Genomic DNA, 19486 nt, shown 5'->3' with positions numbered 1-19486 from the left:
GGGCAACCCGTCCGTAAAAAAGGGTGCGGGAACGCTGAAGGGGGAAAGCATTTCAGACGGCATAGGAAGTTTATGCCGTCTGAAAACAGGATTATCCGATAATGAAGAGCGGTTCGCCGAATTCGACGGGCGTACCGTTTTCGACCAAAATTTCTTTGACCGTGCCGGATTTTTCGGCTTCGATTTCGTTCATCAGCTTCATCGCTTCGATGATGCACAGCGTGTCGCCGGCTTTAACCTGTTGACCGACTTCGACAAATGCGGCGGCATTCGGGCCGGGCGCGCGGTAGAACGTGCCGACCATAGGCGATTTTTGCGCGTCGGACAAATCGCGGGCGGCCGGTGCGGCGGCGGGCGCGGATGCCGCAACGGGTGCGGCGGCAGGCGTTACGGCCGGCGCGGCGGCAGGTACGGGCGCGGCGTAAACGGGAGCTGCCGCAGCTGCAATGGTACGGGTAATGCGGACTTTTTCCTCGCCTTCGGTTACTTCGATTTCGGCGATGCCCGATTCTTCAACCAAATCAATCAGTTTTTTTAATTTGCGCAAATCCATTTCTGTTCCTTTAAAGGCTGCCGGTTTTCCGGCGGGTTGTTGCGTTGGTTTTTCAGAAAACAGCCGACTTGCGGCAACGGCGCAAACCGGGCGGAATGGTGTTCGGATACGGTTTTCCTGTGGTGGAAAACGACCGTGAGAATGTGTCCATTTTCCCGAAGTTGTCGGCAAATGTCCAGTAAAATATCAAAAAACGGCGGTTTTTGGGGGAAATGTGCAGGAAGTTTGATTTTGCGCACAAGATGCCCAGGGTTAAGAGTGTTTATTCTAATCTGTTGGTTTTTCGGGCAAAGATGCCGTCTGAAAAAAGGCTAAAGTGCGTATAATGGCGGCTTGCCCGAACGAGAGTGTAAAAATGGATATTTCAGATTTTGACTTTACCCTGCCCGAACACCTGATTGCCCAGCATCCGCCCGAGGTGCGCGGCAGCAGCCGCCTTTTGGTCGCGCTGCCGGATATGCCGCTGCAAGACAGGGTGTTCGGCGATTTGCCCGATTATGTCGAGGCGGGCGACGTTTTGGTGTTCAACAACACCAAAGTCATGAAGGCGCGGCTGTTTGGGCAGAAAGACAGCGGCGGCAGGATCGAAGCCCTGATTGAGCGCGTGTTGGACAACCATACCGCACTGGCGCATATCCGTTCGTCCAAGTCCCCCAAGCCCGGTATGGGGCTGGTGTTTGAAGGCGGCATCCGCGCCGTGATGGTCGGGCGTGAGGGCGAACTGTTCTGCCTGCGTTTTGAAGGCGGAGAGACCGTTTACGAACTTTTGGAACAGAACGGACACCTGCCCCTGCCGCCTTATATCGAACGTGCCGCCGATGCGGACGACGACAGCCGCTACCAGACTGTTTATGCCAAATATCAGGGCGCGGTCGCCGCGCCGACGGCGGGCCTGCATTTTACGGAAGAACTTTTGCGCCGCCTGAAAGACAAAGGCGCGGTAACCGCAGAAGTAACCTTGCACGTCGGTGCGGGGACATTCCAACCCGTGCGTGTGGAAAAAATTGAAGAACACAAAATGCACAGCGAATGGTTTGAAGTGCCGTCTGAAACCGCCGCCGCCGTTGAGGCGGCAAAAGCACGGGGGAACAAAGTCTGGGCGGTCGGCACGACTTCCATGCGCGCCCTCGAGTCTGCCGCGCGCGAGACAGACCGTCTGAAAGCGGGGCAGGGCGATACCGATATTTTCATCACGCCGGGCTACCGTTTTAATGTTGCCGACAGGCTGGTTACCAATTTCCATCTGCCGAAATCGACGCTGCTGATGCTCGTCAGCGCGTTTTCGGGTATGGGGCATATCCGCGCCGTATATCGTCATGCGGTTGAACGCGAATACCGTTTCTTCAGCTACGGCGATGCGATGGTTTTGGGGCGGAACGAAGGGGGCGGGATTTAAACCGCCGCCGTCCGTTGACAAACAGATGCCGTCTGAACCGTGGTTCGGGCGGTATTTTTTCGGATGTCCGGCAGTTGGATAATCCACCGCCCCAAATCGGGGGGCTTAAAAGTATAGTGGATTAACAAAAACCGGTACGGCGTTGCCTCGCCTTAGCTCAAAGAGAACGATTCTCTAAGGTGCTCAAGCACCAAGTGAATCGGTTCCGTACTATTTGTACTGTCTGCGGCTTCGTCGCCTTGTCCTGATTTTTGTTAATCCACTATAAAAAGAAAGTGAAGGCTATGTGCAACAAAATGCCGTCTGAAACCGCAAAACGGCTTCAGACGGCATTGTTCAACCTGATTCAGGCATCAGTTGCGGTTTTTCAAACGCCCGTGCAACTCTTGAACGCTGTACACGCCCAGATGGTCGCGGCTTTTCGCGCCTTCGCTCATCGCTTCGCCGCCGGCGGTGGTGGTGTATTGCGGCACGCGTTGCTGCAATGCGCTTTGGCGGATGATGTGGCTGTCGGACACGGATTGCGGATCGCTGGAAACGGTGTTCACGACCAGTGCGATTTCGCCGTTTTTCAGCGCGTCGCCGATGTGCGGGCGGCCTTCGGGTACTTTGTTGATGGTCTGCACAATCAGCCCGTGTTCGGTCAGGTATTGCGCCGTGCCGCGCGTGGCGCAGATGCCGTAGCCTAAAACTTGGAAGTTTTTAGCGGTTTTGATGACGCGTTCTTTGTCTTCTTCGCGTACGGAGAGGAAGATTTTGCCGGTCGGATTCAGGCGTTCGCCTGCGCCGAGTTGGGCTTTGTAGTAGGCTTCGCCGAAGCTTGCGCCCACGCCCATCACTTCGCCGGTAGAGCGCATTTCCGGTCCCAAAATCGTATCCACGCCCGGGAATTTGATGAAGGGGAACACGGCTTCTTTAACGGCATAGAAATCGGGGACGACTTCTTTTTCCACGCCTTGTTCTTTCAGGGAAATGCCTGCCATACAGCGTGCGCCGACTTTGGCGAGCGGCACGCCGGTGGCTTTGGAGACGAAGGGGACGGTGCGGCTGGCGCGCGGGTTCACTTCCAATACGAACACCACGCCGTCTTGTACGGCAAACTGTACGTTCATCAGTCCGACCACGCCCAGCGCGTACGCCATCGCTTTGGTTTGGCGGCGGATTTCGTCTTGGATTTCTTCGCTTAAGGAGTAGGGCGGCAGCGAGCAGCCGGAGTCGCCGGAGTGGATGCCCGCCTGTTCGACGTGCTGCATAATGCCGCCGATAACCACGTCTTTGCCGTCTGAAACGCAGTCCACATCGACCTCGATTGCGTTGTTCAAGAAGAAGTCGAGCAGCACGGGGCTGTCTTCGGAAACCTGCACGGCTTCGCGCATGTATTTTTGCAACTGCTCGGCGGAGTGGACAATCTGCATCGCGCGTCCGCCCAAAACATAAGACGGGCGCACGACCAGCGGATAACCGATTTCTTCGGCTTTGACGAGGGCTTCTTCTTCGTTGTGTGCGATGCGGTTGGGCGGTTGGCGCAGGCCTAAGTCGTTCAACACTTTTTGGAAGCGTTCGCGGTCTTCGGCGGCATCGATGCTGTCGGCGGACGTGCCGATGATGTTCACGCCGTTTTCAACCAATGCGTTGGCGAGTTTGAGCGGGGTTTGACCGCCGTAATGCACAATCACGCCCCACGGGTTTTCGGTGCGGACGATTTCCAACACGTCTTCCAAAGTCAGCGGCTCGAAATACAGGCGGTCGCTGGTGTCGAAGTCGGTGGACACGGTTTCGGGGTTGCAGTTCACCATAATCGTTTCAAAGCCCGATTCGCGCAGGGCGAGCGCGGCGTGAACGCAGCAGTAGTCAAACTCGATGCCCTGACCGATGCGGTTCGGGCCGCCGCCGAGAATCATCACTTTTTTGCGGTCGGAAGGACGCGCTTCGCATTCTTCTTCGTAAGTGGAGTAGAGGTAGGCGGTTTCGGTGGCGAACTCGGCGGCGCAGGTATCGACGCGTTTGTAAACCGGATGCAGGTTCAGCGCGTAGCGGTGTTCGCGCACTTCTTTTTCGCTTACGTTCAACAATTGTGCCAAACGTTTGTCGGAGAAGCCTTTGCGTTTCAGACGGCGTAGGGCGGCGAAATCCAAATCACTCAAAATGCCGTCTGAAACCGATTTTTCTTCTTTTACCAAGTCTTCGATTTGCGCCAAGAACCAGGGGTCGATGGCGCAGATTTCGTGGATTTCTTCCAGGGTGAAGCCTGCACGGAACGCATCGGCTACAAACAGCATACGCTCAGGGCCGGGGTTGGCCAGTTCGCGGCGGATTTCCGCTTTGTCGGAGCTTCTCGGATTGAAGCCGCACAAGCCGGTTTCCAAGCCGCGCAGGGCTTTTTGGAAGCTTTCCTGAATCGTGCGGCCCATCGCCATCACTTCGCCCACCGACTTCATCTGCGTGGTCAGGCGGTCGTCTGCGGCGGGGAATTTTTCAAACGCGAAACGCGGGATTTTGGTTACGACATAGTCGATGGACGGCTCGAACGACGCGGGGGTTTTGCCGCCGGTGATGTCGTTGCGCAACTCGTCCAGCGTAAAGCCGACCGCCAGTTTTGCCGCCACTTTCGCAATCGGGAAGCCCGTTGCTTTGGATGCCAACGCGGATGAACGGCTCACGCGCGGGTTCATCTCAATCACAATCATCTCGCCGTTTTCAGGGTTTACCGCAAACTGCACGTTCGAACCGCCCGTGTCCACGCCGATTTCGCGCAATACCGCTAAGCTTGCGTTGCGCATGATTTGGTATTCCTTGTCCGTCAGCGTTTGCGCCGGCGCAACCGTAATCGAGTCGCCCGTATGTACGCCCATCGGGTCGAAGTTTTCAATCGAGCAGATGATGATGCAGTTGTCGTTCTTATCGCGCACCACCTCCATCTCGTACTCTTTCCAGCCGAGGACGGACTGCTCAATCAGCAGTTCGTGCGTGGGCGACGCATCGAAACCGCGTTCGCAAATCGCCAAAAACTCGTCTTTATTGTAGGCAATGCCGCCGCCCGAACCGCCCATCGTGAAAGACGGGCGAATCAGCGTCGGGAAGCCGACCTGCTCCTGCGCCGCCAAGGCTTCGTTCATCGTGTGGCAGACAAAGGATTTCGGGCAGGAGAGGCCGATTTTCTCCATCGCTTCTTTAAAGCGGCCGCGGTCTTCCGCCTTGTCGATCGCGTCTTCCGTCGCGCCGATCAGTTCGACATTGTATTTCGCCAGCACGCCGTTGCGCGCCAAATCCAGCGCACAGTTCAGCGCGGTCTGGCCGCCCATCGTGGGCAGAATCGCATCGGGCCGCTCCTTGGCGATAATCTTCTCTACCGTCTGCCACATAATCGGCTCGATGTAGGTAACATCCGCCATTTCAGGGTCGGTCATAATCGTGGCGGGGTTGGAATTCACCAAAATGACTTTATAGCCTTCTTCACGCAAAGCCTTGCAGGCCTGTGCGCCCGAATAGTCAAATTCGCAGGCCTGACCGATAACGATAGGGCCGGCGCCGATGATAAGGATGGATTTTAGGTCGGTACGTTTGGGCATGGGGTTGGTCTTTCTTTTGAATAATTTGAATTATTGACGATTGGTAACTTCTCTAATTATTTCTGCATCTGTTTTTTCATCACTTGGATTATCTGAAAAGAAAAAACTGTAATTACTATCGGCTTTAAATTTTTCGTATAACTCTGGGCGCAAAATTTTTGCTTTTTCACTATTTTCCACGCTCCTGCGATTAGGCTTACCAGCCTTATCTTTCCCGTTTCTACGGACATCATAACAATAAATAGTGTTAGGAGAGTTAGGTTCTAAACGAGTAGCTACAATCCTTTTATAAATTATGTCTAAATCTTTTTTAGTTTGTGTTGGAATGAAATCTGCAAAAAAATTACTAAAACTCTGAAAAATTTCTCTGATTGTCGCAGTACCAGCTTGAACATTAATTTTAAAAAAATTAATAAAATCATTAGCATTTTTGAAATTAACTTGAGAAAAATTAGCGTATGCAAATATTGAATTACCACTATTCAAATTAAAAAACTCTAATTTTGCTTGTGCAGATTGATGCGGTTTGGATTCATCAGGTTTATATCTGGTCAAAATAACAGCATATTGCCCTTGATTATAATTAAAAGGAAATGCTTCAATCGTTCTGTTTTTACTCTTCATATCATCCAGTAAATCTCTTAAATTGTTGAGCGCCATTTCATATTCCTAAATAAATGTACTTAGTAAGCAAGCCGTAGCCCGCATGTAGGGCGTGCGCGGTACGCACGCACGCGTTCTCCATTTTCCCTGCAACCCCAACCACCGCGTGCGTGCCTTGCGGCACACACCCTACCGACGGGTTCAAAGGTCGTCTGAAAAAACGCTCGCGGCATTTGTTCCATCTTCCTTGCGATAAAGGCTACCTGAAAAATTCCTGCTGTTGATATCTCGGGCATTCTTTCTCAAACCGCCTGCAACTGCCAAACCTGCTGCAACCTGCCCCCTCCCCCGTGGGGGAGGGCTGGGGAGAGGGTACCTCTGAATTTCGGCAATCTTTCCCAACACCTTCACCGCCCAAACACAAGCCTTGCGGCTTGTTGCCCTCTCTCTAACTCTCTCCCACGGGAGAGAGGATGAGGCGGCTGTTGGGGTTAAGGTTTCTGTAAACTAATCAGCTTGTGCAGCTTGCTTTTCCAATTCCTGCAATACGCGCAGGATTTCCGCGAGCACATCGTTTGTCTGCTGCAAAATTTCGTGGTCCCAAAAACGCAGTACGGTAAAGCTCAAGCTGTTGAGATATGCCGTCCGCGCGTGGTCGTATGCGGCTTGTTCTGTGTGCTGTCCGCCGTCTGCTTCGACAATCAACTTGGGCGTTACGCACATAAAATCAACAATATAATTCCCCATCGGCTGCTGGCGGCGGAATTTGTAGCCGTTCAGACGGCCTGCCCGCAGGTGCTGCCACAATTTTGCTTCCGCCTCGCTCATTTCTTGACGCATGGCTTTGGCGCGTTGGCGCAGGACGGGGTTGTCGGCGGTCAAGAGTTTCTCGTGCGTACTCATTTTGTTGTCGGCTTACTGCCCTCTCTTTAACTCTCTCCCACGGGGAGAGAGGACGGTGCGGCTGTTGGAATTAAGGGTTCTGTAAACTAAACAGCTTGTGCAGGCTGTTTTTTATTTTGCACAGGCCGTCTGAAAACTTCCTTAAAAGCTGGTGATAAACGTAATCAGGCCCAAAAAGATGCCGGGGATGTTTGCCAATATGACAGGGTAGTCGCGTTTTTCTTTCAAAAAGCCGTAGGCAGTCCATAATGTGCAGTTGATGGCGGCGACAAAGGGTTGCAGCGGCGATCCGTGGTTGCCCGCGAGGTTGTTTTGGATTTGCGGGATATAGGAAACGTACATACCTATGGCGGTCAGGGTTGCAGCGGCGGAAAGGATGCGTGTTTGTTTTTCGGTCAAAATATTCCTTTCTGATTTTGGGGGCGGGAAACGGTGTCGGGATGCCGTCCGAACAGCCGGTTTATTGTTTTGCCGCCTTCATATTGCCAATGAATTTATCAAACAAATAGCCGACATCTTGCGGACCGGGGCTGGCTTCGGGGTGGCCTTGGAAGCAGAACACAGGTTTGTCGGTCAGTTCGATACCTTGCAATGTGTTGTCAAACAAGGATTTGTGGGTAATGCGTGCGTTGGTTGGCAGGGTGTCGGCATCGACGGCGAAACCGTGGTTTTGGCTGGTGATGACGACTTTGCCGCTGTCCAAATCTTGCACAGGGTGGTTCGCGCCGTGGTGGCTGAAGCGCATTTTCAGGGTTTTCGCGCCGATGGCGAGGCTGATGAGCTGGTGTCCCAAGCAGATGCCGAAAATCGGTTTGCCGCTTTCCATCAGTTTTTGTACGGCTTTGATGGCGTAGTCGCAAGGCTCGGGGTCGCCGGGGCCGTTGGACAGGAACACGCCGTCGGGATTGAGTGCCAACACGTCTTCCGCGCTCGTTTGGGCGGGGACGACGGTCAGGCGGCAGCCGCGCGAGGCGAGCATACGCAGGATGTTGGTTTTCACGCCGAAATCGTAGGCGACGACGTGGTAAGGCTGTTCGTCAGGGGTAACGAAACCCTTGCCCAATTCCCATTCGCCTTCCGTCCATTCGTAAGTTTCCGTGCAGGAAACTTCTTTTGCCAAATCTTTGCCGACCATACTGCCGAACGCGGCGATGAGTTCTTGCGCTTTTTCGATTGTGGCGTCCGCACCTGTCAGAATCGCGCCGCCTTGCGCACCTTTTTCGCGCAGCAGCGTGGTCAGTTGGCGGGTGTCGATGTCGGCGATGGCGACGGTTTTGTTGCGTACCAGATAGTCGTGCAGGCTTTCTGAGGCGCGGAAGTTGCTGTGCAAGAGCGGCAGGTCGCGGATAATCAGGCCGGCGGCATAAACGCTGCGGCTTTCTTCATCTTCGGCGTTGGTACCGGTGTTGCCGATGTGTGGGTAGGTGAGGGTAACGATTTGTTTGCAGTAGGAGGGGTCGGTCAGGATTTCCTGATAGCCGGTTATCGAAGTGTTGAACACGACTTCGCCGGAAGTCGAACCTTCGTAACCGATTGATGTGCCGTGAAATACGCTGCCGTCAGCGAGGACGAGGAGGGCGGGGGTGCTCATGATGGGAATCCTGTTTTTAATAAAATTCTTGACAATGCCGTCTGAAGGGACTTCGGCAGGGGGCATCCGGTCGGAAAAATCCGGTCAAAAAAAAACACGCCGCGCAAGATAGACGCGTAACGTGCTTTTCGGGCAAGTGCCTATACCCTGAAAGCAGCATATTTTAAGACGAAACCTACCCGATTTCAAGCGCAAACGCGGCAGGCGGGCTGATATGTTCGCGCGAAAACGGAAATCCGGGGCATAAAACCGCCCGCTCCGCGCCCACTATGCCCGTTACGCATTTCCCCACGTCCGCCCGGCGAAACTATGGAAATACCCGAACCGTCAGAAATACCCGAATCGTCAGGAATACCCGAATCGTCAGGAATACCCGAATCGTCATTCCCGCGCAGGCGGGAATCCAGACCCGTCGGCGCAGAAACTTATCGGGTACAACGGTTTCTTCAATCCTGAGTTCTAGATTCCCACTTTCGTGGGAATGACGGGATGTAGGTTTCCTTAATCCCGCATTCTAGATTCCCGCCTGCGCGGGAATGACGGCACATAAGTTTCCGTGTTGATTTGAGTACGCCGCAGGGTGTTGCGTAGGGTAGGTTTCAGCCCTCCGATTCCGCCAATTCCAACACCTCCGCCGTATCCCGCCATTTTCAGACGGCATCGGTTTGTCGGCGTTTCATTTACCCCCCATCCCGAAAAACGCAAACAATGCCGTCTGAACGCTCTTGTAGGGTAGGCTTCAGCCCACCGATTCCATCAATCCCACATTTCCACCGTTTTCATCGAATACACCGAATCCGCCCCTTTTCACAATCCAGTCCTACGCAACTGAACCGTCATTCCCGCGCAGGCGGGAATCCAGACCTGTCGGTGCAGAAACTTATCGGATAAAACTGAAGGTTTCTCCAGTCCTGAGTCCTAGATTCCCACTTTCGTGGGAATGACGGGATGTAGGTTTCCTTAATCCTGCATCCTAGATTCCCGCCTGCGCGGGAATGACGGCATCGGTTTGTCGGCGTTTCATTTGCCCCCTCCCGAAAAACGCAAAAAAATGCCGTCTGAAGACCTTTCAGACGGCATTTGCGGGGGAATCGGCTGCGCGGGCGGGTTAGAAGAAGACTTCGCGCCAGCTTACCCGTTTCATATTGCAGATCGGGCCGGCAACATCCAAGTCGGACATATCGTTCATCAGCAGCGTGTGCACGCCTTTGCTGAAGAAGCAGCGGTTGCCGGATTTTTGGAAGGGGGTGTTGTCATTGCCGCTGCCGCCCGCGTCGCCGTCTGCCGTTGTCGGGTGATCGCTTGTTTTTTGGCTGTCCAGATAGCTTGCGGTCAGCAGTTTCGGATAAACATATCCGCTCGGGCAGACGGTTTCACTGCCTTTTTCCATACAGCCCACGGGGATATTGTTGCCTTTTGCGTCTTTTTTCTCGCCGACTTTTTTTGCCACGCGGTTATCCGGCACGACGGGGCGCGCGCTTTTCTTCGTCAGCCTGCCGCCGTCGGCGGTATTGATGCCCAAAAATGCGGTTTCCGCGCCGCAGCCGTTGGCATTGTAGTTGCGGATGGTTACAAAGGCGGTACGCAATACCACGGTCGGTTTGACGGTAACGCGCTGTCCGGGCTGCAATTTCACTACCCAGCCCTTGTCGCCCGAGCCGTCAGACCTTTTGTAGTCGCTCAAGAACAGCATATTGCCGTCTTTTGTCAGCACTTGCTCAAGCAGCCCTTTGCCCAATCCGTCTTCTGCCGGCAAAGATTCCGTATCGTTATCGAAAATACCGTAAACGTGTTGGATGTCTTGGCTTGCCACATCATCCTCAGTCAAATCGCTGCCCGTGCCGAAGATGACGACGCGTTTGTCTTTCAGTTGGGAAATAGCGGGCGCGGAAGTAATCGGTTTTGTGCCGTTGAAAATGGCGCGTGCAGACCATCTGGTCGGGTCGTTGCCGCCCAAATCAAATCGGTACATCTTGCCGCCCCGGTCGCCGGCATAGGCGATATCGACCGTGCCGTCCAAGTCCGTATCGACAAGCGTGGGGGACGAAAGCCCGCCCTTGCCGCCGGGTACGGTAATTTTTGCAATCAGAGTACCGCTGCTTTCCAAATCATATACATACAGCGCGGTTGTATTATCGCCGCTGTTAATATCTTTAGTCGCATAGCCGGAAGCGAGGAAGGCGGCATATTTGCCGTTGTGGGTTTTGCCGATTTGCGGCGTGCCGACGGTGTAGCCCAAGCCGTTGTTTGTTACGTCAAACAGGGAAACGCCGGTTTGGTTGCTGTCGGCCTTGGTCAAATCCAAGGCATACGCGCCTTTGCCGCCCTGACCCATCGCGCCGAACATAAACACGCGATCTTTGTATTGGCGCAAGACAAAGCCGCCGTCCACGCCGTACAAACCGCCCGTGTAGTTTTCGTTGGCAAAGTTGTGCAGGTCTTTTGCCAAAGTGGAATCCGCGTTATCCAAATCTTTGCGCGGCATTTCAGCGGGGATGTAGCTGAGCTTCAGATTGTAGCCGCCGCCGCTTTTTTTGAAGATATGCACCATCCCGTCGTTGGCGGCGGTTGCCAAATAGTCGCCGACCGCCGTTACCGGGCTGTTGACGATGTCGCCCAAATCGCGTTTGCCGTTGTCGCGGATGCGGTATTGCTGGCTATACAGTTTGCCGCGTGTTGAGGCATCTATCGCATTGTTAAAATAGTTAAACTGATTGTCGTTTCCATCGCGCCGGTCGGTCCAGCGCAGCAGCACGGTTTTCCATTCGTCTTGATTGTTTCCCAAGCTGCCGATACCGAACGTGCCATTCGTAATGCCGTTAATATTGCTGTCGCTCAAGGATACGCCGTTTGCCAGGCGGATTGCCGCCTTGCGTCCGGCAAAGACGGGTTCGGTAAAACCTTTGCTTGGCAGATAATCCGCGCCGCCGTTTTTCTTATTGTTTTTATCCAAGGTGTAAAAGAGGATGCGGCTGCTTGCCGACTTGGGATCGGTAACGACCGCCGCCGCCTTGTTCGGGAAACCCGAGCCCAAAGGGGCGGGGGCGACGATGGCGTATTGGCTGCCGTCCGGTCCGGCGGCGGTATATTGCGCCCGCGTACAGCCACCCGCGCCTATGCTGGGAAGCTGGAGTTTTACGTCGATATGGCCTTGTTCATGTATCTTATACAGAGTACCCGTCCGACCCCTGCCGTTTGCGTTATACGGCATAAAGTTGAAGTCGGGCATATTAATCTCGCCCAGTTTGATTTCTTGGGCGTTGAGGCTGCCCGGAGTACCCAACAGGTGCAGCTTGGCGCGCAGGGCGAAGGCTCTGCCGCTGCTTCTTTCCCCTGTCGGCTGGGTAATCATTTCGTTTAGCAGCGTATGGTCATTATTAATGGTTATCCATTGCGGCGCAGTGCCGCTCGATTTAGTCAATTGGAAGGAAACGCCCAGCCACGGATGGTCTTTCAGCTTGTATATCGGCAGGCCGTCCGGACTGGTTCCCGCCGAGGTGGGATCGAGTGCGCTGTCCTTAAAGTTGAAATAAAATTTGAAAGGCAGGTTGGGACACTGGCGGCTTTGACCCGTCGATACGCCCACGCCCTTGAGGAAGCAGCTGATGCCGGTAAAATCATAACCCATCTTCCCTTTATGGACGGTCGTCAGCCAACTGTCGGTTTTGCGCCCCGCCATATTGTCGGCATCAAGCCCGGAAACCTTGCCCCACAGCGGGGCGGGACCGCCGCCGAGGTTCAGCTTGCCGACCTTGCCCGCAAGCAGCGTGTCGGTGTTTGCGTAGGTAAATTCGTCAGTCAGCGACACGATAAAATTACATTCTGGAGTTCCGGGTGTGATTCCTAGATCAGTACACGCTTGTTTTGTGCTTACCGAATCGGGTTGACCTTTCGGAATAGACAATTTCCGACCGTTGCGTACGCCCTGACCGCCGGGTATCTTACCGCCTTCTACGCTGCCGTCGTCTTTGACGATAAAGTTGAAAGTTTCACTATCGCCCGCGCCGAACGCCTGTTGGGACGATACCGCCAAGAGCATCGCGGTATAAATTGCGGTATGGAGGAGCAAGTGCCGTTTGGGTGTTTTTTTCATATCGTTTTCCTTTTCCGTTTTCCTTTTTGGGTGAAACCCCGCCACTTGGACATCCGTCCTTCGCGGCGGCAGAATCAGACTTTGTTTGGGAGGGGCGCACCCCCTTCCGAATCGGGGCGGCACATAGGGCGACGCTTTATGTGCCGCCCTGCGTGCCGAAACATATGTTTCGCAGGGTGTTTCGTGGGTTTTGCAGGGCGGGCGCAGTGTGTTTTGCAGGGCGGGCTTCAGCCCACCAATCCAACCAAATCCATTAATCCCGCCGATTCCGCCGCCGTCATTCCCACAAACCTACATTCCGTCATTCCCACGAAAGTGGGAATCCGGAACGCAAAATCTCAAGAAACCGTTTTACCCGATAAGTTTCTGCGCCGACAGACCTAGATTCCCGCCTGCGCGGGAATGACGGAGGTGGTTGTATGGTGGGCTGTAGGGTGGGCTTCAGCCCACCAACTCCACCAATCCCACAAAATCCACCAATGTTACCAAATCCATTAATCCCGCCTATTCCGTCAATTCCAACCACGTCCGCCGGTTTGCCGACACCCGCCGATTCCGCCGAAAACCTTTGATGCGGTGGAATCGGTGGGACTGGTGGATGTGGTGGGCTGAAGCCCACCCTACAGCCCACCCTACATCCTACCTTACAACCCACCTTACGCATCCGCCTCGCGCGTCCGTAATGACGGACGGGAACGGCGCACGGGCATTGCCGGAATCTTTTGTGTTTCCATTATCATACTCTTTTTAATGCGCTATTCCAAGAATATGATGCCCTCCGGCGGCATCCCACCCTACGGCTTGCTATAAAAATACCTAAACCGTCATTCCTACGACCCTACATTCCGTCATTCCTACGAAAGTGGGAATCTAGAACGTAAAATCTCAAGAAACCGTTTTATCCGATAAGTTTCCGCGCCGACAGACCTGGATTCCCGCCTGCGAGGGAATGACGAATCCATCCGTACGGAAACCTGCACCACGTCATTCCCACGAACCTACATCCCGTCATTCCCACGAAAGTGGGAATCTAGGATGCGGAATCTCAAGAAACCGTTTTATCCGATAAGTTTCTGCGCCGACAGACCTGGATTCCCGCCTGCGCGGGAATGACGGCGGCGGGGGTTGGTGGATTTGGTGGGCTGAAGCCCACCCTACGCCCACCCTACAGTCCGCCCTACAGCCCATACTACGGCGCACCCTGTGCCCATCCTGCACCTACGCTGCGCCTGACCTGCGAAATACCCTGCGCCTATCCTGCGCGTCCGCCTGTGTGCCGCCGTTGTGGCGGTGCGGGGTTTCAGACGGCATTGCGGTTTCGGGGGCGGGGCTTTATTCGACGACGATTTTGGGGAAGCGGCTGCTGAAGTCTTTGCCTTTGTCGGCAATGCTCAGGGCGATTTGGAATGCGGCATCGGTGTAGATTTTGGCGATGGAGGGGTGTTCGTCGAACAGTTGTGCCGCCGCCCCTCCGTCCATTGCTTCGCGCACGGGCAGGCTTAAGGGAAGCTGTCCGAGCAGGGGGACGTTGAGGCGTGCGGCTAAATCTTTGCCGCCGTCCGTGCCGAACAGGGCTTCGCTGTGTCCGCAGTTGGTGCAGATGTGGACGGACATATTTTCCAATACGCCCAAAATCGGAATGTTGACTTTTCGGAACATATCCACGGCTTTGCGCGCGTCTATCAGGGCGATATCCTGCGGCGTGGTTACGATGACCGATCCGGTTACGGGGATGCGTTGGGACAGCGTGAGCTGGATGTCGCCCGTACCCGGGGGCAGGTCGATAAACAGGTAGTCCACTTCGTCCCACTCGCTTTGGAACATCAGCTGCTGCAAGGCTTGGCTGACCATCGGGCCGCGCCAGACGACGGCTTGGTCGGTATCGACGAGAAAGCCGATGGACATAACCTGTATGCCGTCTGAAGATTCGACGGGAATGAGTTTTTGGTTTTTCTGATCGGGTTTGCGGTCGTCCACACCCAGCATCGTGGGCTGGCTCGGACCGTAAAGGTCGGCATCGAGTACGCCGACGCGCGCGCCCATCCGCGCCATTGCGGCGGCAAGGTTGGCGGTGGTTGTTGATTTGCCCACGCCGCCTTTGCCGGAGGCGACGGCAATGATGTTTTTCACACCTTTGATGGTGGTAACGCCGGGTTGGACTTTATGTGTGCCGATTTCCGTGTCCATGGACAGATGGATGTGTGTGTCGCCTGTTTCGGGCATCAGGGTTTCTTGTACGGAATCGGCGATGGCGGCGGCGATGTGCGCGACAGGGAAGCCGAAATGCAGGGCGATATGGATGCCGTCTGAACGCTGTTCGACCGAGCGGACGGCCTTTTCGCTGCCGAGTGTGCGTGCCGTATTCGGAACGGCGACGGTGTCGAGGAGGGTGCGGATGTTTTGTATGTTCATAATGTGTGTTTCTGTGTGCAGTTTGGGAAACGGGCGGAAAGTGTACATTGATTTCGGGCGGTTTGCCTTTCCTTGTGCGAACTTTTACACGGTATGCGGCGGATTGTGAAAATCCGTTGTCAAAATATCCCGTGCAAACAGTGGTCTGCAATTAAGCCTGTAAAATTTGCTTGACGAGGCAAGATGGTGCTGTATAATGCACGCCTTATCGGGTCGTTAGCTCAGTCGGTAGAGCAGCGGACTTTTAATCCGTTGGTCGAGCGTTCGAATCGCTCACGACCCACCAGATAACCGGAAGCCAAGTTTTAGGACTTGGCTTTTTTGTTTGCCTGCAGGTTGCGCGGGCGTACAGTTTGCGGGGGCGTACAGTTTGCGGGGGCGTATGAAAAAGAAACTGCTTTCGGGCATCAAATTTGCTGTTCAGACGGCATTGGTGTTTTTGCTGGTGTCGCTGTTTTTGGATTGGGTACGCAAGCCCGACGAACCTGCCGGGGCGGCAGGGCGGCCTTTGACCCTGCTGTCGGGGCAGCGGCTGACTTTGGGACAGTTTAGCCGGGATAGGGCGGTGCTGGTGTATTTTTGGGGAAGCTGGTGTGGCGTGTGCCGTTATCAGTCGCCGATAATCGATGATTTGGCGGCCGATGGCGTGCCGGTCGTCGGTGTGGCGGTACGTTCGGGCAGCGCGTCCGAAGTGGCGGCATATATGGCAAAACGGGGCTTGGGCTTTCCGACTGTCAACGATGAGGACGGGGGTTTGGCAAGGTCTTGGCGGATTGTCGCAACGCCTGCCGTCGTTTTGGTCAAAAATGGGAAAATGATCCACTATACGACGGGAGTCAGCAGCTATTGGGGTTTACGTGCACGAATCTTTCAGGCGGATGTTTTCGGTTAACCTTTGTTCCTGTTAAACTTTCCGCTGTGTAGAAAATCAAACGGCATATGCTTTGCGCGGCGGATGCGGCGGCTTTTGTTTTTTGGGAAAGAGCCGGTGTGCCTGCCGATGTAATCCCTTGTTGTGATTGTGGGAAAAATAGATTAAGATATAACTATTAAAATATTTTTAGATAGGATTATCGGAATTAAAGTCTTTTATACCCAGTCGTCCGATGCGGTTTATAGAGTATTGTTGCTATATGTTCGTTTTGTTATATAACGGTTGCATCAAAAATTACGCCCACAGGCTTTCCTGACGGTTTGAAAGTTTGATTTTCGATAACTTGGAGACTTAAACAATGCCTACCCAATCAAAACATGCGTCTATCAATATCGGTCTGATACAGGCAAGGGAAGCCCTGATGACCCAATTCAGGCCTATTCTGAACCAGGCGAATATCACTGATCAGCAATGGCGGATTATCCGTCTTTTGGCGGAAAACGGCACGCTGGACTTTCAAGATTTGGCGAATCAGGCGTGCATTTTGCGCCCCAGCCTGACCGGTATCCTGACCCGTCTTGAAAAAGCGGGGTTGGTCGTCCGCCTGAAACCTTCCAACGACCAACGGCGCGTTTATCTGAAGCTGACTGCCGAGGGCGAGAAGCTGTATGAGGAAATCGGCGAAGAAGTGGACGAACGCTACGATGCTATCGAAGAAGTGTTGTCCCGCGAGAAAATGCTGCTGCTTAAAGATTTGTTGGCAGAGCTTGCCAAAATCGAGGATGCGTTGAACTCGTAATACGCCGTAACGCGCGGAAACGTCCGCACGGCGGGATTCCGAATCAGGATTGCTGCACATAGGGGATGCCTTGTGTGCAGCATTCTTATATAGGGGACAGTTTAAGGGGAAAAATGACGGATTTGCAGAAAACTTTTCAAACTTCGTTCCGTGATGCGATGGCATCTTGCGCGGCAGGTGTTCATGTCATTACGACAGAGGGATCGGCAGGACGTTACGGCATCACGATGACTGCGGTTACACCGGTTACGGACGAGCCTCCGACCGTGATGCTGTGTATCAACCGTAAAGCCCGTATCATCCCGATACTATCGGAAAACGGCAGCCTCTGCATCAATACGCTGGCGGACGAACATCAGGATGTTGCCGAACATTTTGCCGGGCTGACCGACCTGTCGCCCGAAGAGCGGTTTGCCTACCATATTTGGCATCGCGGCAAAACGGGACAACTTGAAATAGAGGGCGCGTTGGCGCACCTGCACGGGCATATTGTCGGCCAACATGAAATCGGCACGCATTTTGTGTTTTACGTCAGGCTCGACGAAATTAAAAATTGCGTGGGCAAACGTCCGGCGCTGCTTTATTTCAGACGGCAGTTTAGATCTTTAGACTGATATTCGGACAGATATATATATGAAAGCGATGATACTGGCGGCAGGACGCGGCGAGCGTATGCGCCCTTTGACCGATACCACTCCGAAGCCGCTGCTCGATGTGGCGGGTAAGCCCCTAATCGGTTGGCACTTATGCCGTCTGAAGCAGGCAGGGTTTACCGAAATCGTCATCAACCACGCTTGGCTGGGTCGGCAGATAGAAGATGCTTTGGGCGACGGCTCGGCTTATGGCGTGAACATCGCCTATTCGCCCGAACCCGCAGGTGGTTTGGAAACGGCAGGCGGTATCGCACGGGCATTGCCGCTGTTGGGCGATGCCCCGTTTTTGGTTGTCAATGGCGATGTGCTGACCGATATTGATTTTGCAGCGGTGCACCGGAAGGCATCGTCCCTGCCCGAGCATATTTCCGCACATTTGTGGCTGGTGGAAAATCCCCCGCACCATCCCGACGGTGATTTTTCCCTGCTGCCGGACGGAAGCGTACAGTCGGAAGTATCCGGCGGCAACGGATTGACATTCAGCGGTGTGGGTATTTACCGTCCTGAAATGTTTGACGGAATCGAAGCGGGCAGTGTGGCAAAACTCGCGCCCGTATTGCGGAACGAAATGCGGCAAAACCGCGTGAGCGGACAGAAGCATACGGGCTTGTGGCTGGATGTCGGCACGGTATGCCGTCTGAAGGAGGCTCAAGCCGTTGCAGCGACTTGGAAGTAAAACGGAAACGGGACGCGGATGTGCGTCCCGTTTTCTTATTGCAGCCGTCTTAACTGATGCATTGCATCTTTAAAGGTTTTCGGAACAGGTTGTGCGGAGGTATATATCGTAAATAAGCATGTATACAATAAGGAAGATGGGGATTATGTAGAGCTGGTAATTGAATAGTGTATTAAAATAATTACGATATAATTCCACGGGTTCTGATAGTAAATGACAGATATTTGTTCAAAAAAAGATAGTTACAAATCGAAATTTTAGGAGGTACAGTATGTTAACGATAAGTGATATTCTCAATGACGATTTTGAATGGGACGAAGTCAAAATTGATGACGATGGATTTGAGAAATTAAGCACAGAGCTTATTATTGATTTTCTTAAGAAAAATACTCCGAAAGAAAGACAGCTATTGGCAATAAGTTGGAACTTTGATAATTCTAAAAAAGTAATCCAGTGGATAGTTGATCAGCCGGATACTGACAGAGGCACAATCCTTTATTTGTACTGGTACATGGCACCTGATTTTTATAAAGAGAACTGTGTGGACAGAAAAGAATGCGAAGAAAAATATTCATGGGGCTTAGAAGATTATGATATTTTAGATACCATTGAAACAAACTATCTTTCTGATTTTTATAATGATCAAATTTATGCATTTAATCCGACTAACGATTTATATTCTGGAGGACATGATTGGACAAAAGGATATGACGATAGTAAAGCAAAATCAAAAATACCAGAAGTAATGTTTAAGGCGTTAGATGGTGAAATTCTTGGAAGTCCAGACTGGGATGAAGGAATTCCAGAAGCCCTTTCTGTAATTATGGACAAGCTTTACAACGCTTTGGATGAATAAAAAAGATAAATCCCAGTTTGTCGGGGTAATACCTTTTAACGATAACCTTAAGCTATCGTTAAAAAGTTCATGGAGTTGAGTATCAAAACCGGTTCAAGATAAGGTGGATTTGCTTCATATTTGGTTATGCAGGATAAACAATGCCGTCTGAAACGGAAATCTGTTTCAGACGGCATTTTGCCGATTCGGTCAGTTGCGGACTTCGCCGCTTTTTTCTTTGTGTTTCAATACGGCGCGGTCAAGTTTGTCTGTCAGGGTGTCGATGGCGGCATACATGTCCTGACCGTCGGACTCGACGTGCAGGTCTTTACCGGCAAGGTGTACGTCTGCCTCGGCCTTATGGCCGGCTTTTTCCACAGACAGCGTTACAGTTATAGAAATGATGTCCGAAGCGTGGCGGTTGATGCGCTCCAGTTTCTTGGAAACGTGGTTTTTGATGGCTTCGGTAACGTCAAAATTCAGACCGGTGATTTTCAGATTCATGATACAGCTCCTTCGGTGGGTTCTG

The 19486-nt window shown here is 53.1% G+C and carries 16 protein-coding genes and 1 tRNA gene; 7 read left to right on the top strand and 10 right to left on the bottom strand.

What is annotated here, in order from left to right; genetic code table 11:
- Positions 1-91 precede the first annotated feature (91 nt).
- On the bottom strand, positions 92-553 hold the full coding sequence (accB, locus tag Q3O12_RS04955; RefSeq protein WP_003687267.1) for an acetyl-CoA carboxylase biotin carboxyl carrier protein: 462 nt from the start codon (positions 551-553) through the stop codon (positions 92-94).
- A complete protein-coding gene (locus Q3O12_RS04950; RefSeq protein ID WP_301669607.1) occupies positions 535-792 on the bottom strand; it encodes an acetyl-CoA carboxylase in 258 nt (85 codons plus the stop codon). The genes accB and Q3O12_RS04950 overlap by 19 nt, the downstream gene beginning before the upstream one ends.
- Positions 793-908: 116 nt before the next feature.
- On the opposite strand from Q3O12_RS04950, the gene queA reads away from it, so the two are divergent.
- A complete protein-coding gene (queA, locus tag Q3O12_RS04945; RefSeq protein ID WP_301669606.1) occupies positions 909-1949 on the top strand; it encodes a tRNA preQ1(34) S-adenosylmethionine ribosyltransferase-isomerase QueA in 1041 nt (346 codons plus the stop codon).
- Positions 1950-2302: 353 nt separating this feature from the next.
- Here the strand turns inward: queA and carB are convergent, their stop codons facing one another.
- From carB to apbC, 7 genes are all read right to left on the bottom strand, one after another.
- Positions 2303-5518 (bottom strand): carbamoyl-phosphate synthase large subunit, encoded by a 3216-nt coding sequence (gene carB / locus Q3O12_RS04940; RefSeq protein ID WP_301669605.1) that lies wholly within the window; start codon positions 5516-5518, stop codon positions 2303-2305.
- A 30-nt stretch (positions 5519-5548) separates the two neighbouring features.
- Complete coding sequence (locus Q3O12_RS04935; protein WP_301669604.1) at positions 5549-6178, bottom strand: DUF6037 family protein; 630 nt, start codon at positions 6176-6178, stop codon at positions 5549-5551.
- A gap of 450 nt (positions 6179-6628) precedes the next feature.
- On the bottom strand, positions 6629-7024 hold the full coding sequence (locus tag Q3O12_RS04930; RefSeq protein ID WP_118777996.1) for an endonuclease domain-containing protein: 396 nt from the start codon (positions 7022-7024) through the stop codon (positions 6629-6631).
- Positions 7025-7165: 141 nt separating this feature from the next.
- Positions 7166-7423 (bottom strand): SemiSWEET family transporter, encoded by a 258-nt coding sequence (locus Q3O12_RS04925; protein ID WP_003711592.1) that lies wholly within the window; start codon positions 7421-7423, stop codon positions 7166-7168.
- 61 nt (positions 7424-7484) lie between these two features.
- Positions 7485-8615 (bottom strand): glutamine-hydrolyzing carbamoyl-phosphate synthase small subunit, encoded by a 1131-nt coding sequence (carA, locus tag Q3O12_RS04920; RefSeq protein ID WP_301669603.1) that lies wholly within the window; start codon positions 8613-8615, stop codon positions 7485-7487.
- A 1108-nt stretch (positions 8616-9723) separates the two neighbouring features.
- On the bottom strand, positions 9724-12708 hold the full coding sequence (gene pilC, locus Q3O12_RS04915; RefSeq protein ID WP_301669602.1) for a PilC family type IV pilus tip adhesin: 2985 nt from the start codon (positions 12706-12708) through the stop codon (positions 9724-9726).
- A gap of 1332 nt (positions 12709-14040) precedes the next feature.
- A complete protein-coding gene (apbC, locus tag Q3O12_RS04910; protein WP_301669601.1) occupies positions 14041-15120 on the bottom strand; it encodes an iron-sulfur cluster carrier protein ApbC in 1080 nt (359 codons plus the stop codon).
- A gap of 210 nt (positions 15121-15330) precedes the next feature.
- Here apbC and Q3O12_RS04905 point away from each other — a divergent pair.
- The 6 genes from Q3O12_RS04905 to Q3O12_RS04880 all read left to right on the top strand — a co-directional run bounded on the left by Q3O12_RS04905 (position 15331) and on the right by Q3O12_RS04880 (position 18978).
- Positions 15331-15406, top strand: a tRNA-Lys gene (locus Q3O12_RS04905).
- Positions 15407-15502: 96 nt separating this feature from the next.
- A complete protein-coding gene (locus Q3O12_RS04900; protein WP_301669600.1) occupies positions 15503-16012 on the top strand; it encodes a protein disulfide oxidoreductase in 510 nt (169 codons plus the stop codon).
- Positions 16013-16352: 340 nt separating this feature from the next.
- The gene (gene nadR / locus Q3O12_RS04895; RefSeq protein WP_061702827.1) at positions 16353-16793 is read left to right on the top strand and encodes a MarR family adhesin repressor NadR; all 441 of its coding nucleotides are present in this window, start codon (positions 16353-16355) and stop codon (positions 16791-16793) included.
- Positions 16794-16906: 113 nt separating this feature from the next.
- Positions 16907-17407 (top strand): 4-hydroxyphenylacetate 3-monooxygenase, reductase component, encoded by a 501-nt coding sequence (gene hpaC, locus Q3O12_RS04890; protein WP_301669599.1) that lies wholly within the window; start codon positions 16907-16909, stop codon positions 17405-17407.
- A gap of 19 nt (positions 17408-17426) precedes the next feature.
- Positions 17427-18122 (top strand): N-acetylmuramate alpha-1-phosphate uridylyltransferase MurU, encoded by a 696-nt coding sequence (gene murU / locus Q3O12_RS04885; protein WP_301669598.1) that lies wholly within the window; start codon positions 17427-17429, stop codon positions 18120-18122.
- Positions 18123-18393: 271 nt separating this feature from the next.
- A complete protein-coding gene (locus Q3O12_RS04880) occupies positions 18394-18978 on the top strand; it encodes a DUF4274 domain-containing protein (protein WP_301669597.1) in 585 nt (194 codons plus the stop codon).
- A 189-nt stretch (positions 18979-19167) separates the two neighbouring features.
- On the opposite strand, the gene hpf is transcribed toward Q3O12_RS04880, so the two are convergent.
- Positions 19168-19461 (bottom strand): ribosome hibernation-promoting factor, HPF/YfiA family, encoded by a 294-nt coding sequence (gene hpf, locus Q3O12_RS04875; RefSeq protein ID WP_301669596.1) that lies wholly within the window; start codon positions 19459-19461, stop codon positions 19168-19170.
- Positions 19462-19486 lie beyond the last annotated feature (25 nt).

The organism is Neisseria benedictiae (assembly GCF_958267435.1).
GTDB lineage: Bacteria > Pseudomonadota > Gammaproteobacteria > Burkholderiales > Neisseriaceae > Neisseria > Neisseria bergeri.
Note: the sequence above shows the minus strand (reverse complement) of the source record. Positions and strands in the feature narration are given on the sequence as shown.